Consider the following 14572-nt stretch of genomic DNA (forward strand, 5'->3'; position numbering starts at 1 on the left):
GGAGAGAGAAATCACGCCGATGCGAGCAGCGTGCGAGCCTGGTCGACCCAATTGTCGCGGGCGACGCGACCGTTGAACTTGAGGTCGGCGTCGAGCTTGTCGGCTTCGTCCTTGGTCATCGCGGCGATCTGCCAATAGTGGAAGACGCCGTGCTCGTTGAGCTTCTTGACGATCTGCGGGCCGACGCCGGTCAGCTTGGCGAGGTCGTCGGGCGCGCCGCGCGGCGCGGCGAGCAGCTCGAACCGGTCGGTCGAGGTCGCCGGTTCCATCTCGCCGGCGGCATCCGTCTCGCCAGCGGCGGTCGGTTCGGGCAGGGCCTCCGCGATCGGCGCTTCGGCCGCGCCGACGTCCATGCCCGCCGCGCCCTGGCTGCGCGAGATGCCGTCGATCGCCGCGCGCGCGACGAGGTCGCAGTAGAGATTGATGGCGCGGGCCGCGTCGTCGTTGGCGGGCACCGGATAAGTGATTCCGTCGGGATCGCAATTGGTGTCGAGGATGGCGAAAACCGGAATCTTGAGCCGGTTGGCCTCCTTGATCGCCAGCGCTTCCTTGTTGGTGTCGATGACGAAGACGAGGTCGGGGACGCCGCCCATGTCCTTGATGCCGCCTAGCGCCTTCTCCAACTTGTCGCGCTCGCGCGACATCATCAGACGCTCTTTCTTGGTCAGGCCCTTGGCGCCTTCGCCAAGCTGCTCGTCGAGCTTGCGCAGCCGCGCGATCGAACCGGAGATGGTCTTCCAGTTGGTCAGCGTGCCGCCGAGCCAGCGCGAGTTGACGAAATACTGCGCCGAGCGCTTGGCGGCTTCGGCGATCTCCTCGGCGGCCTGGCGCTTGGTGCCGACGAACAGCACGCGGCCGCCCTTGGCGACCGTGTCGGATACAACCTTCAGCGCCTGGTGCAACAGCGGCACCGACTGGGCGAGATCGATGATGTGGATCGAGTTGCGCGTGCCGAAGATGTACGGCGCCATCTTCGGGTTCCAGCGATGCGACTGGTGGCCGAAATGCGCGCCGGACTCGAGGAGTTGGCGCATAGTGAAATCAGGCAGCGACACTGCGGTGTCCTTTCCGGTTGAGCCTCGGCGGATCATGTCGGCCGGGCGAACCCGGCCACCGGAGCGAACCCTTGAAGCAGGGCGCGCAGAAATCCGCCTGTGGAATGGCCGCGGCTATAAGGGAGGCGGCCGCCAAAGGCAAGGGCCGCGACAGGTTTGGTCGGCGTCGCCGCGATTTCAAAGCGCTAGGCGCCAAATCACGCGCGGCCTAGCGTTGGTCGCCGACGCTGGGTGTCTCGAGACAATTACACGTAATAAACATGTGTATTTGTCGAGGCGCGCCGCGACGTCGCGCAACTACGCCGCCAGCGCCAGCTTGCGCGACACCAGTTCGCGCAGCGAGGCGAGGTCCTTGGCGAAAGCGCGGATGCCTTCGGCAAGCTTCTCGGTCGCCATTGCGTCCTCATTCATGAGCCAACGGAAGCTCTTTTCGTCGAGGGCGATCTTGGCCGGCGCCGGGCCGGGGGCCTGCGGCGAAAGTCGGCGCGCGAGCATGCCGCTGTCGTCGGCGAGCTTGTGCAACAAGTCGGGCGAAATGGTCAGCCGATCGCAGCCGGCGAGCGCTTCGATCTCGCCAGTGTTGCGGAACGACGCGCCCATGACGACCGTCTTGATTCCGTGGGTCTTGTAGTAGGCGTAGATTGACCGCACCGACGTTACGCCGGGGTCAGTGTCCCCGGTGTAGGGACCGCCGCCCGCCTTGACGTGCCAATCGAAGATCCGGCCGACGAACGGCGAGATGAGGAATGCGCCGGCGTCGGCGGCCGCGACCGCCTGGGCCAGCGAGAACAACAGCGTCATGTTGCAGTCGACGCCCTCGCGCTGCAGCGTGGCGGCGGCCTGCGCGCCCTCCCAGGTCGAAGCGATCTTGATCAGGATGCGCTCGCGGCCGATGCCGCGCTCGGCGTAGGCGGCGATGATTTCACGCGCCTTGGCGATCGTGGCGGCGACGTCGAACGACAGCGTCGCGTCGACCTCGGTCGAGACCCGGCCGGGAACGATGCGCGTCAGTTCCGCGCCGAAGTCGATGATCAGCCGCTCGGTCACCGCCACGGGCGACGCCCCAGTCTTGCGGCCCCAGCCGACCGCCTCGTCGAACAGATAGCTGTAGGCGGGAAGCTGCGCAGCCTTGAAGATCAGGGTCGGGTTGGTGGTCGAATCCGTCGGCTGGTAGGCGCGGATCGATTCCATGTCGCCGGTGTCGGCGACGATCGTCGTCATGGTCCGCAATTGGTCGAGCTTGCTCGTCATGGCCGGGCTCCGAAAGTCGCGAGTTGAATATGGGGCGCAGCGGGGCGCGGGGGCAAGGGCCGCCTCTGCGGCGAACCGTTCAATTCGCCGTCGCCGTCGGCGCGGGAAGAGCGGCGGCCTGCGGCGTCGCAACGGAAGCTGGCGTTGCGGCAGGGACAGGCGTCCCCGCCGGGAGCGGCGCCGCGGTCACCGCCGACGCCTGACCCGGCGTCGCTGCGGGCGTCGGAACGGCGGCGGGGGGCGCCGACGGATCGATGTAGCCGCTCGCGTCGATGCTCGACATCGTGTTGGCGTCCTGCGGCCGCGGCGTCGCCATCTGCGCGCCGATCGCATGCAGCACGTCGGGCGCGTCGGCATAGGCGCCGTGGTCGATGAAGCCGTCGGAGAAATTGGTGAGGTCGTAGACCTTGGCGCCGAGCGCCTCGAGCCGCTCGCGGTCCTCGGGCTTCGACGGGTTGATCGCGCCGACCCGCTGGCGCGACTGGGCGATGGCGCTGGAGAGCGACAGCGCGCGATCGTTGGCGGTGGCGAAGACGGTGACGTTTGCTGGTCTCAGGCGCGCCATCTGCCCGGCGAAGACGTCCATGTCGATGTCGGGCGAGGCGAGCATGACATCGCCGAGATGGCCGGAGAGGTCGCGATCGCCGGCGATCGCCTCCTGGCGCAAAGCCTCCATCGCCAGCCAACCGCCCATCGAATGGGCGAGCACGTGGACTTTGCCGACGCCGGGCGTCGCACTGACGTCTTGCAGCAGCGCTTGCAACGCGTCGCGCGAGGCGGTGGCGTTGTCCTTGTCGGAGACGTAGCCGAACAGTTCGTGCTTGGTCGGCCAAGTGAACAGCACGGCGACGCCGCCGAACCGGCTGTCGGCCACAATCTGCGCGGTGCGGTCGCGCGCCTCGTCGAATGGGGTGTTGAAGCCGTGGACGAAGACGAGCACGTCGCGGTTGACGCCGATGCGGCCGGAAACATGCGAAGCAAGCTCGGACTTGAATTCTTCGGAATCGAGCGTCCGCTCCTGGGCGAGAACGATGTGGTCGCGCGCGTTGGCGGCGCCGAACATCGGCTCTTCAATCGATCCGGCGTGATGGCCGGGCGGGATCGTGAGGATGTCGAGCGCGTAGTGGACGCCGTCGGACGACAGCACCTGGGACGCCGCGCCGTGTTCGGCTTTGCGGGTCGAGGCGACGAAAACCTGCACCGGCCGAGCCGTCGTCGCCGCGACGGCCGGTCCGCCGAAAGCGCCGGCAAGGTCGGTCTCGCAGCCCGACAGCGTCAGCCCGGCGAGGCCGACGAGACCAAGAAAAACAAGCCCAATCGAGGCGCCACGCAGCCAAGCCATCGCTATCAGACTTTCCCGCTTGGTCGCTGCGGCCCCGCAGGCGCAGCGCGACTTAGCACGGTCCCTTCCGCCACGCATGTGGCGAGAGTGAGACGGAGCGGCCGGCGTGGCGCCGCCCCGCCCGCGTCAACGCTGTCGTTCGAACGCGAAGGCCGCGAGCGCGACGACTGGAAAGGCGAGGCCGATCGCGCTCGCCAGCCGCCAGCCGCCGTCGGCGTAGGCCCAGGCGCCGAGCGCCGAACCGAGCGCGCCGAACAGGAAGAAGCTCGCGATGTAGAGGCCATTGAGCCGACCGCGCGATTCGCCGCCGAGCGCGAATATGGCGCGGAACCCGACGACCAGGTGGGCCTGCGCGCCAAAATCGAGCAGCACCGCCGCCGCGACCAGCAGCGCGAGCGCCATCGGGGCGCCGGCGGGGGCGAGATTGGCGATGAGAAAGGCGACGGCCGCGACAACCAGGGCCAACGCCGTCACCGCTCGGCTATGGCCGCTGTCGGCGAGGCGACCGGACAGCGGCGCGGCCACCGCGCCGGAGACTCCAGCGAGCGCGAACAGCGCGATGCCGCGTTGGCCCAACCCGAAGGCGTCGGCGAGGAACAGCGGAACGGTCGTCCAGAACAACGAGAAGGCGGCGAACAGGCAGGCTTGATAGAAGGCGCGCCGCTGCAACACCGGCGTCCGCGCGGCGAGCCCGATCAGCGACGCCATCAGCGCTCCATAGCCGACGCGAGACTCTGGCTGCCGTCGCGGCAGGCCGACCGCCAGCGCCGCCGCGGTCAGCGCCATCAGAGCGGCGGCGGCGAAAAAGACCGTACGCCAAGAGGTTTCCGCGGCGAGGAAGCTGGCGGCCGGCCGCGCCGCCATGATGCCGAGCATGATTCCCATCGCGATGTCGCCGACGACGCGGCCGCGTCGCGCCGCCGGCGCGAAATGGGCGGCGAGCGGCGCCAGCACCTGGACCGCGACCGAGCCGAAGCCGATCAGCAGCGCGCAGGCGAGAAACGCCGCCGGACCGTGCAACAGCCCTGCGCCGAGAAGACCGAGCGCAGCGAGCGCGATCGCGGCCAGCGTCAGGCGACGGTTCTCGACCAGGTCGGCGAGCGGAGCTATGAGCAGCAGGCCGGCGCCGTAGCCGAGCTGGGTCAGCGTGACGATCAGTCCGGCGCTGCGCGGCGGCAGGCCGAGCTCGGCGGCGATCGGCGCGATCAATGGCTGCGCGTAGTAGATGTTGGCGACGATGACCCCGCAGGCGGCGGCGAACAGGGCCGTCAGGCGCGGCGAAAGCGTCGGCTCGTCGGACGGCGTCATGGCGGGCTCCATCCCAGCGCCGCTGCGGCGCTGCGCAAAGGGTCGCTGGATAGGGGACGATCGCGTCGCGATCAAGCGTCGAAGCGCGCGTCAGGCCGGCTGGCCGATCCGCACGGCGGCGCGGCAGGTCTCGATATGCTGCAGAAACTGGCGCGCGCTCTCGCGCCAGGTGAAGCGCAGCGAATGCTCGCGCGCCTTCTCGCGCGGAATCTCGAGGGCGGCCAAACAGGCCGCGCCAAGATCGTCGTTGAGCGCGCCGGCGCCGCTTTCGCCGATCACGTCGAGCGGCCCGGCGACCGGATAGGCGGCGACCGGGATGCCGCTCGCCAACGCTTCGACCAGCACGATGCCGAATGTGTCGGTCTTCGAGGGGAAGACGAACACATCGGCGCTGGCGTAGACCCGCGCCAACGCTTCGCCGTGCAGCGCGCCGAGGAAATGCGCGTGCGGGAAGCGCCGCTCGAGGCCGGCGCGCGCCGGCCCTTCGCCGACGACGACCACCGATCCCGGCAGCTTGAGCTGCAGCAGCGCCTCGAGATTCTTCTCCACGGCGACCCGACCGACGCTGAGGAAGATTGGCCGCGGCAGGTCGAGCGCATCGCGCGAGCGCGGCCGATAGAGGCCATGGTCGACCCCGCGCGTCCACACCTTGACCTTTTCGAAGCCGCGACGCGTCAGCTCGTTGCGGATCGACAGGGTGGGCGCGAGCGTCGCCGCGGCGGGCGCATGGAAGCGTCGCAGCGCCTCGTAGGAGACGGCCTCGGGCAGGCGGGTGCGCGCGGCGATATATTCGGGAAATCGGGTGTGATAGCTGGTGGTGAACAAGCGCCCGCGCTTGCGGCAATGGCGGCGCGCCGCCCAACCGATCGGTCCCTCGGTGGCGATGTGGATGTGGTCGGCGGCCGCGGCGTCGATGCGTCGCGAGACCTCCCACGGAGGAGCGAGCGCGAGGCGGATGTCGGGGTAGGTCGGCAGCGGCAGGGAGGCAAAGCCCTGCGGCGTCAGGAAGACGAACTCGGCGTCGAGCTCGCGCGCCGCCGCCGACATGCGCTCGAGCGTATGGACGACGCCGTTGACTTGCGGCCGCCAGGCGTCGGTGGCGACGAGAATCCGGATCAAGCCGCCTCCGCTTCCGCCTCCACCTCGGCGTCCGCCGCAATCGCGGCGACCGACGCGACCTCCTCGACCGGCGCGGCGAGGCGGGCGTCCTGCTCGCGCTCGCGGCGCGCCGCGGCGAACGTCTTCGACCACCGCATCACTTCGAGCCTGCCGTCGTCGTGCTCGACGACCAGCGAGCAGGATTCGACGAAGTCGCCGGTGTTGACATAAGTGACGCCGTCGATCTCGCGGATCGCCGGGTGATGGATGTGGCCGCAGACGACGCCGTCGACGCCGTGACGCTTGGCTTCGCGCGCGAGCTCGGATTCGAACGAACCGATGAAATTGACCGCGTTCTTCACTTTGAGCTTGGCCCAGGCGGAGAACGACCAGTAGTTGAAGCCGAACAGGCGGCGGACGTCGTTGAAGCGGGTGTTGAGGAACAGCGCCACGTCGTAGGCCCAGTCGCCGAGGTGGGCGAGCCACTTCGAATGGCGCACGACGACGTCGAACTCGTCGCCGTGCATGACGAGATAGCGCTTGCCGTCGGCGGCGACGTGGATCGCGTTGCGGACGATCTCGATGCCGCCGAACGAGAGGCCGACGAACTGGCGGGCGAATTCGTCGTGGTTGCCGGGCACGAAGATCATCCGCGCGCCGCGGCGCACCTTGCGCAGCAGTTTCTGAACGACGTCATTGTGCGCCTGCGGCCAGTACCAGCCGCTGCGCATCCGCCAGCCGTCGAGGATGTCGCCGACCAGGAAGTAGGTGTCGGCCTCGTTATGGCGCAGGAAGTCGAGCGCCAGCTCGGCCTGACAGCCGCGCGTGCCGAGGTGAAGGTCGGAGAGAAAGATCGTCCGGTAACGCCGGGTCGTGTCTTCGGATTTTGCCACGCCAGCCTCGTGGGTCGCGAGCGGAACCAGTTTGCGTTCTCCTTGCGCAGATTCTCATGTCGCGGGCGTGACAACAGGTTGAGCAGGGAGCGAGGACAGAGCGCTAGCGGCGCGCCGCGGCTGCTTGCGATTTCGCGAAGCGGATTTCGCCGGTGTGTGACGCCGCCGCCACAGTCGTCCGCCGCGTCCAGGCGCATGTCGCGGCGCGATGCGCTGAGCCGGAAAGTACTGGAAGGTCAGTATGTTGGCCAAAATTGTGGACGTCGGGGGAATGCGCCGCAATCTTGAGCTTGGTCGGCGATGGGCGGCCGCGCTTAAGTTGGGCAATAGACTTGCAGGCGGCTAAAGATTAGAAGTGCGAAAGGTGCGTTGCTTTTGCGCAAGACGGGGGCCGACCGATGAAGCATTCTCTCTTGGCGTCTACGGCGTTGTGCGCCGCCTTCGCTTCTGGCGCTCTCGCCGCCGACCTGCCGACCATGAAGGGGCCGCCGCCGGCGCCGATGCCGGTCGTCGCCCCATTCTCGTGGACGGGTTTCTACATCGGCGGCAACATCGGCGCCGTCTTCGACCCGGACAGCGTCCAGGATCTCGGTGGTAACTGCTGCCACTTTTACAATGGCGGAACCGACACGCTCAACCCCACGGGGGTCGTCGGCGGTTTGCAGGCGGGATACAATTATCAGATTCAGAGCTTCGTCGTCGGCGTCGAGGGCGACCTCGATGGGACGAGCGCCAGCGCCAGCAGGGGCGGGGTGCTGGGCGGCAGCGGGGCGGGGCAGCCGGTTCATTCGGCGAGCCTGCCATTCTTTGCCGACTTGCGTGCGCGGTTCGGCATCGCTTTCGATCGCTTCCTGCCCTACGTGACGGGCGGCGTCGTCTTTGCAGATCTGACGAACAAGCTCAGTGATACGGGCTACACGCCGCCGCTTCCTGTGAGCCGCGGCAGCGAGGCGACGGGGTGGACGATCGGCGGCGGCGTGGAATACGCGATCGACAATCACTGGTCGGTCAAGGCCGAGTACCTCTATATGCAGTTTCCGGACGTGACGAAGAGCGTCACGGACGGCGCCACATACGCCTTCAAGTTCAAGGACTCCGCCCAGCTCGCCCGCGTCGGCCTCAACTACCGGTTCTAAGCGATGGAGGAGGCGCCGTCGCCGAGCGAGGCGCCTTCGACCTTCACCGACGGCATTGTCTCTCAAGCGCGGTTGCTTCCTGAGCAGCCCGCCGTCATCCTTCCCGACCGGCTGGCCACCTACGACATGATCGCGCAGGGAATCCTGCGCGTCGAGGAGCGCCTTCGCGCCGTGAACCTTCCGCCGGGCGAAGTCGTCTGCGTCGCGCTGGCGAGCCCGATCCGACACCTGATCCTGGTTGCGGCGCTCTTCCGTCTCGGCGTGCCCAGCGTGTCGGGCGAGACTGCCGAAAGCGTCATCGCGCTCCGGCTGCCGGTGCGGACCTACTTTCAAGACGCCGGCGGCGCCCTGACTCCTGGCCTCAACCGTATTTTGGTCGACGAATCTTGGTTCGCCGGGCCACGGCTCGCGGCGAACGCGGCGCGCGGCTTCGCTCGGGAGGACGACCTCTGTCGCATTGAGGTGACCTCCGGGTCGACCGGCGCGCCGAAAGCGGTTTCGACGACCGTCGCGGGTTTTCAGCAGCGCCTTGCGGCGCAGATCACGGCGGAGAGCCTGGGCGTGCGCGGACGCGTGCTCGTTCTGCCGCGGATCAGCGGCGGCCTGGGCTTTCGCGTCGCCGCGCGCGTCCTGTCGACCGGCGGGACGATCGTCTGCGCTGAATCGGCGCGCGAAGCGCTGCAGATGACGGCGGCCTACCGTGTCGACGCGATTGTCGCCTCGGTGCAGCAGGCGCGCGATTTGATCCGCGAGCAGAGAAGGGCGCCGATCCCATGCCCTTCGCTTGGCGCGCTGCTGGTGACCGGCGCGCTGCCGACGCGCGCGTTGCTGAACGAAGCGCGCGCCTGGCTGTGTTCGCGGACAATCGTTCATTATGGCGCGACGGAGACCGGCCCCATCGCCTCGACGCCGGCCGACCTGCTGATGGAGGAAGAAGGCGCAACCGGTTTTCCGCTGCCCGGAGCGACGATCGAAGTCGTCGACGCTGAAGATCGTCTGGCGCCGTCGGAGACCGTTGGCCTCGTGCGCGTGCGCACGCTGGCGATGGGCGAGCCCTATCCGCCAAGGCCGAAGGACGAGCATCCCAGTCTGCGCGGCGGCTCGTTCTATCCTGGCGATCGCGGCCGCCTGACCAAGGAAGGGATGCTGATCCTCGAGGGGCGCGCGTCGGAAATCATCAATACCGGAGGCGTCAAGCGGGCGCCGGAGTTGATCGAGGAACTCGTTCTGCGCCACCCGAACGTCGCCGAGGCCGCCGCCTTCGGCGCTGTCGGAGCGGACGGAATCGAGGAAGTCAATCTTGCCGTGGTGACGCGCGCGGCGATCGCCGAGAAGGCGCTGATCAATTGGTGCGCCGCGCGCGGCCTGGAAGTGGCGCGCGTCTTCGCCGTCGAGTCGTTGCCGCGAACGCAGATGGGCAAGATTCGCCGCGACGAGGTGAAGCGGTCGCTTATCGGTTAGCGCGTCCTGTAGTTTTGCGGCTGTCGCAGAACGCCAAGCGCTCGTCCTTCGCCCGCGCGCCGCCGGCCCAGCGCGTAGAGGCTCGCGGCGGCAAACAGCGTCGGCATGGCGATGGCGGCGAAGGCGACCGCGAGGGATACCCCGGTCGACAATACGGCCGCCCCCGCCATCGAGCCGACGATCGCGCCGAGCCGGCCAGCGCCATGCGCACAGCCGACGCCGGTTGCGCGGCAGTCGGTCGGATAGAAGGTCGCTGCGACGGCGTTGACGCCGATCTGACAGCCGGAGATGCATAGGCCCGCGCCGAAGACGATGCTCCCGAACAGGATCGGCGAGTAGGGCAACGCGCCGATCGTCGCCACCAGCGCGCCACCGAAGGCGTAGCTGATCGCCAGGACGTAGGCGGAATTGAACCGGTCCATCAGGACGCCGAGCAGGATCGCGCCGAGCGTTCCACCGACCTGAAACATGCTGGTGACGACGAATGACGCCGGAAGCGAGGCGCCGACGCTCTGCAGGATCAGCGGCAGCCAACTCGACAAGAGATATATGGTCAAGAGGCTGACGAAGAACGTCGACCACAGCATCAAAGTGCCAAACGCGAGATCGGGCGCAAAAAGACGGCCGATCGGCGCAGCCGGTTCGCGCTCCGCATGCGCGTAAAGGGCAGGCGCAATCGCCTCGCGCGGCGCAATGCGTCGCAGCGCTGAGACGATGCGCGGGTCAGCCGGATTGCGCAGGGCCAAGAACCGAGCCGACTCGGGCAATACCCACGCGGCGATCGGCAGCAGGGCGAGCGGCAGAACCCCGCCCACCGCCAATGGCGACCGCCAACCATAGGCGACGACCAGATGCGCCGAGGCGAAGCCGCCGAGCGCGGAACCGACGGCGAAGCCACAATACATTGCAGTGACGAGCGCGAGGCGATGCTTCTGTGGGCAATACTCGGAGGTCAGAGTCACGCAGTTTGGCATCGCGCCGCCCATTCCGAGGCCGGTGAGAAAGCGCAGCGCGATCAGCATTGGCGGCGAAGGCGAGGCTGACGCGGCCAGACTGGCGGCCCCAAGCAGCGCGACGCACAACAATAGAATCGTCTTGCGGCCGAACCTGTCCGACAACGGGCCGAAAATGATCGCGCCAGCCAGCAGGCCGAAGAGGCTGGCGGCCAACAGCGGCGCCAGTTGCGTCGGCGTTAGCCCCCACTCCGTTCGGATCGACGAGGCGAGAAATCCCATCACGGTCGCGTCGAAGCCGTCGATGGCGACAATGAGAAAGCAGATGGCGACGACCAAGACCTGGAACAGCGAGAGCTGTCGCCGATCGATGAAATCAGCCACATCGACGACTTGGACGCTGGCCATGGGTCTCTTGGTGATGAACAATCGTTTCCTTTAGCATGCTACGCGATTGACGCCTGCTGCGAAACTTCGGTTCCGCGCAGGCGAAGCCCCGCGGGACGGCGGTTGGGGCAGCCGGAGGAAAGACGATCCTGATGAGCGAGGAGCCGCTGCTGGTCTGGCGCATCGTCGTCGAGGGCCACGTCCAGGGCGTCGGCTACCGCCACTTCGCGCGCCGGATCGCGCTGCGCTTCGGCGTCGCCGGCTGGGTGCGCAACCATCGCGACGGGGCGGTCGAGATGCTGGTCGCCGGGCCTGCCGACCGGATCGAGGCTGCGCTCGCGGAACTGAGGCGCGGACCGCTCGGCGCGCATGTGCTCGACTTCCGCATCGTTTCGATCAACGAGACGGAACGCCCGATCGGTTTTGAGATCCGCGGAACGATCTGAACGGGGCGCGCCGCTCGGCCTCACGCCGAATCGAGCAGCCGCTTCGCCCGCTTCAGGTGCGGCAGGTCGAGCATCTCGCCGTCGAGCGCGACGACCCCGGCGCCCGGCGCCGCCTCGAACGCGGCGACGACCGCCCGCGCCCGGGCGATCGCCTCGGGCGAAACGGAAAAGACTTCGTTGATGATCGGAACCTGCGCCGGGTGGATCGCCATCTTGGCGAGGAAGCCGTCGCGGCGGGCGGCGAGCGCTTCGGCGCGCAACCCGTCGAGATCGCGGAAGTTGGTATAGACGGCGTCGATCGGGCGCGCCTCCGCGGCGACCGCGCCGACCAGCGTCAGCGTCCGCGCCAGCGCGTATGGCGCGGCATAGGCGCCGTCGGGCAGGCGGTTCGTCTCGGCGCCGATATCGACCGACAGATCCTCGCCGCCCCAGGCGAGGCCCTCGAGCCGGCCGCTCGCGCCGCGATAGCTGGCGAAGCCGAACAGCGCGCGCGCCGACTCGGTGGCGATGGCGACGATGCGGGTCGAGCCGTCGATGAGGCCGTGCTCGGCCTCGCGCACCGCGAGATTCGCGCCAAGCCGCTGCACGTCGGCGCCGCCGCGGCATTTGGGCAGGACCACGCCGTCGGGAGCGGCGGGGATCACCGCGTCGAGATCGGCCGCGGTCAACCCGCTGGCGAACGCGTTGACCCGAATGTAGAGCCTTGGGCGGGTTGCGAGCCGGCGCGCCTCGGCGACGAAGGCGGCGGCGAAAGTGCGCGCCGCCGGTTTGCGGGCCTCGGCGACCGAATCCTCGAGGTCGACGATCAGCGCGTCGGCGCCGCTCGTCAGCGCCTTGGCGAGCTTCTTGTCGTCGTCGCCGGGGACGAAGAGCAGCGAGCGCATGGTCAGACCGCCGTCGTCGCCAGCGGCCGCCGCCGCATGAACGCGGTGCGGCGGCATTCGGCGACCAGAGTTCCGTCCTGTTTGAAGGCGCGGTGCAGGAATTCGATCAGGCCGGCGTCGGGGCGCGACTTCGAGGCGCGCTTGGCCGTCACCTCCGTCGTCGCGCTGACCGTGTCGCCCTCGAACAACGGCGCGGGAAACTTGACCTCGGACATGCCGAGATTGGCGATGGTCGTGCCGAGCGTCGTGTCGTTGACCGAAATGCCGATCAACAGGCCGAGAGTGAACAGCGAATTCATCAGCGGCTGTCCCCACTCGGTCTCTGTGGCGCAGAAATGGGCGTCGATGTGCAGCGGCTGCGGATTGAGCGTCAGACTCGAAAACAACAGGTTGTCCATCTGGCTGACGGTTCGGGTCAGGCGGTGGCGGAAGACCCTCCCGACCTCGAAATCCTCGAAATAGAGTCCGCCGCGCGGATGGGTTGCGTGCATATCGGCCATTTCCTAACTCCTCGGCCGGCGTCTTAATCGCGCGTTTACCTTAAATCGGCGATGAATAGGCGATGCAAATGCTCGCCGAAGCCGCCGAGCCGCCCTTCGGGGCCGTCGAAACGGTCGCCGAACGGCCGCTGGCGCTTTGCGCCGGCGAGCCCGGGATCGTGCGCCGATTCCTCGCCTGGAGGCAACGGGCCGACGCGGGGGAGCGCGCCGAGGCGGCGAGCGCCCTGGCGCGGGCCTACCTCTACTCCGATCTTCCGGCTGACGAGCGCGCCGAAGCCGAGCTTGGCCTCGCCACCGTGCTCGACGACCCATCGGCCTTGGTGCGCCGGGCGCTCGCCGAGGCGCTCGCCGGCGCGTTCGAAGCGCCGCGCCCAATCGTGCTGGCGCTCGCCGCCGACCAATCCGACGTCGCCGGGGTGGTGCTCGGCCGCTCGCCGCTGCTGACCGAGGCCGAGCTCGTCGATTTCGCCGCGTCCGGCGACGCCGCCGCGCAGACCGCCATCGCCCGGCGGCCACGCCTGGCGGCGGGAATCGCGGCGGCGCTGGCGGAAGTCGGCCGCCGCGAGGCGGCGATCGCGCTTGCCGACAATCTCGACGCCGATGTCAGGCCGAGCGCGCTGTGGCGAATGTTCGGGCGCTTTGGCGACGATTGCGAGGTCCGCGACGCGTTGGCGTCGCGCGCCGATCTGCCGCCGGCGCTGCGCAATGAGCTTGCCGCCGCGACCGCGCGTGGGCTGGCCGCATTCGCCACGCACTGCGACTGGCTCTCCGCCGAGCGCGCCCAGCGCATCGCCCGCGACGCGCGCGAGCAGGCGACGGCGACCATCGCCAGCAACGCCGAACGCGCCGAACTCGCCGAGCTTGCGCGACGCATGCGCGCAGGCGGCACGTTGACCGTCGCGGTGCTGATGCGGGCGCTGCTCGGCGGCGACCGCGACTTCTTTGCGCTCGCCCTGAGCGAACTTTCCGGGATCGCGCCGCGCCGCGCCGCGGCGCTCGCCCGCGCGCCGAAGAGCCAGGGGTTCGCGGCGCTCTACGCCAGGGCGCAACTGCCGGCGCCGTTTCTGCCGGCGTTCCGCGCCGCCTTGCTCGCGCTCAATGTCGCCGATCCGCCGCGCGGCGACCGCATCTCGCGCACTCTGTGCGAGAACGTGATCGCCGCGTGCGAGGCGCGCGCCGAGGTCGGGCAGGGGCCGATATTGGCGTTGCTGTGGCGTTTCGCTTCGGAGGCGACGCGCGCGCGCGCGCGCGAATACGCCGACGACGCCTGGAGCGCCCCGCCGCCGCGGATCGACCGGCCAAATTACGCGCCGCTGCTGATCGAGGCGGTCGCCGCGGCGCTCCAAGAATTCGACGCCCCGCTGGTTGAAGCGCCGGCGCGGCTGGAATCTCCGCTCGCGCCGCCGGTCGAACTGTCGCTTGCCGAGGGCGAAGACGAGGCGACCGCCGCGCCGCCAGTGCAGTTGCCTCCCGACATGCTCGCCGCGCTCGCCGAGGCGGCTTGAGAGGGGATCACGCGACCTCGACGCCGGATTGAGCCGCGCGCGCCTGCGCGATCGCCTTGGCGAGCACATCGGCGTCCTGCGCGCCGGGCACCCCGAAGCGCGAGGCGAAGATGAAGAACGGCACGCCGGTGACGCCGATCGCCTGCGCCTGGGCGATCTCCGCCTGAACCAGATCGACGTCGTCTCCGTCGGCGTAGCGCTTCTCGACGAATTCGGCGTCCATGCCGCACGCGCGCGCGACCGCGATCAGCAGCTTGCGGTCGCCGATGTCGCGGCCTTCCTCGAAATAGAGGCGGAACAGGCGCTCGACCACCGTGTCCTGCTTGTCGCCGACGCTCGCCCAGCGGATCAGT

Annotated in this window: 14 protein-coding genes; 4 read left to right on the forward strand and 10 right to left on the reverse strand. The window is 68.7% G+C overall.

Annotated elements, in window-relative coordinates:
- Positions 1-11 precede the first annotated feature (11 nt).
- The 6 genes from ABSF49_RS03225 to ABSF49_RS03250 all read right to left on the reverse strand — a co-directional run bounded on the left by ABSF49_RS03225 (position 12) and on the right by ABSF49_RS03250 (position 6947).
- Entirely contained in the window at positions 12-1055 is a 1044-nt protein-coding gene (locus ABSF49_RS03225; protein WP_424111190.1) for a 30S ribosomal protein S2, read from the reverse strand.
- A 297-nt stretch (positions 1056-1352) separates the two neighbouring features.
- A complete protein-coding gene (tal, locus tag ABSF49_RS03230) occupies positions 1353-2306 on the reverse strand; it encodes a transaldolase (RefSeq protein ID WP_424111191.1) in 954 nt (317 codons plus the stop codon).
- 79 nt (positions 2307-2385) lie between these two features.
- The gene (locus ABSF49_RS03235; RefSeq protein ID WP_424111192.1) at positions 2386-3648 is read right to left on the reverse strand and encodes an alpha/beta hydrolase; all 1263 of its coding nucleotides are present in this window, start codon (positions 3646-3648) and stop codon (positions 2386-2388) included.
- Between the two features lie 126 nt (positions 3649-3774).
- The gene (locus ABSF49_RS03240; protein WP_424111193.1) at positions 3775-4956 is read right to left on the reverse strand and encodes an MFS transporter; all 1182 of its coding nucleotides are present in this window, start codon (positions 4954-4956) and stop codon (positions 3775-3777) included.
- Between the two features lie 90 nt (positions 4957-5046).
- The gene (locus tag ABSF49_RS03245) at positions 5047-6072 is read right to left on the reverse strand and encodes a glycosyltransferase family 4 protein (protein ID WP_424111204.1); all 1026 of its coding nucleotides are present in this window, start codon (positions 6070-6072) and stop codon (positions 5047-5049) included.
- Positions 6072-6947, reverse strand: coding sequence for a UDP-2,3-diacylglucosamine diphosphatase (locus tag ABSF49_RS03250; RefSeq protein WP_424111194.1), 876 nt, complete (start codon positions 6945-6947; stop codon positions 6072-6074). The genes ABSF49_RS03245 and ABSF49_RS03250 overlap by 1 nt, the downstream gene beginning before the upstream one ends.
- 428 nt (positions 6948-7375) lie before the next feature.
- Here ABSF49_RS03250 and ABSF49_RS03255 point away from each other — a divergent pair, with 428 nt between their 5' ends.
- Complete coding sequence (locus tag ABSF49_RS03255) at positions 7376-8083, forward strand: outer membrane protein (RefSeq protein ID WP_424111195.1); 708 nt, start codon at positions 7376-7378, stop codon at positions 8081-8083.
- A 3-nt stretch (positions 8084-8086) separates the two neighbouring features.
- Positions 8087-9544, forward strand: coding sequence for a class I adenylate-forming enzyme family protein (locus ABSF49_RS03260; protein WP_424111196.1), 1458 nt, complete (start codon positions 8087-8089; stop codon positions 9542-9544).
- Here the strand turns inward: ABSF49_RS03260 and ABSF49_RS03265 are convergent.
- On the reverse strand, positions 9541-10905 hold the full coding sequence (locus tag ABSF49_RS03265) for an MFS transporter (RefSeq protein WP_424111197.1): 1365 nt from the start codon (positions 10903-10905) through the stop codon (positions 9541-9543). The genes ABSF49_RS03260 and ABSF49_RS03265 overlap by 4 nt on opposite strands.
- Before the next feature lie 131 nt (positions 10906-11036).
- Between ABSF49_RS03265 and ABSF49_RS03270 the strand changes: the two genes are divergently transcribed.
- A complete protein-coding gene (locus ABSF49_RS03270; RefSeq protein ID WP_424111198.1) occupies positions 11037-11330 on the forward strand; it encodes an acylphosphatase in 294 nt (97 codons plus the stop codon).
- A 20-nt stretch (positions 11331-11350) separates the two neighbouring features.
- Here the strand turns inward: ABSF49_RS03270 and ABSF49_RS03275 are convergent, their stop codons facing one another.
- The gene (locus ABSF49_RS03275; RefSeq protein ID WP_424111199.1) at positions 11351-12214 is read right to left on the reverse strand and encodes an HpcH/HpaI aldolase/citrate lyase family protein; all 864 of its coding nucleotides are present in this window, start codon (positions 12212-12214) and stop codon (positions 11351-11353) included.
- A gap of 2 nt (positions 12215-12216) precedes the next feature.
- A complete protein-coding gene (locus ABSF49_RS03280; protein WP_424111200.1) occupies positions 12217-12714 on the reverse strand; it encodes a MaoC family dehydratase in 498 nt (165 codons plus the stop codon).
- Between the two features lie 68 nt (positions 12715-12782).
- Here ABSF49_RS03280 and ABSF49_RS03285 point away from each other — a divergent pair, with 68 nt between their 5' ends.
- Positions 12783-14219 (forward strand): DUF2336 domain-containing protein, encoded by a 1437-nt coding sequence (locus tag ABSF49_RS03285; protein WP_424111201.1) that lies wholly within the window; start codon positions 12783-12785, stop codon positions 14217-14219.
- 7 nt (positions 14220-14226) lie between these two features.
- Here ABSF49_RS03285 and ABSF49_RS03290 read toward each other — a convergent pair.
- Positions 14227-14572, reverse strand: a 346-nt coding sequence (locus tag ABSF49_RS03290) for a DsbA family protein (protein ID WP_424111202.1), incomplete at its 5' end; no start/stop codon positions are given.

Origin of the sequence: Roseiarcus sp. (genome assembly GCF_049514155.1) — a bacterium.
Lineage (GTDB): Bacteria > Pseudomonadota > Alphaproteobacteria > Rhizobiales > Beijerinckiaceae > Roseiarcus.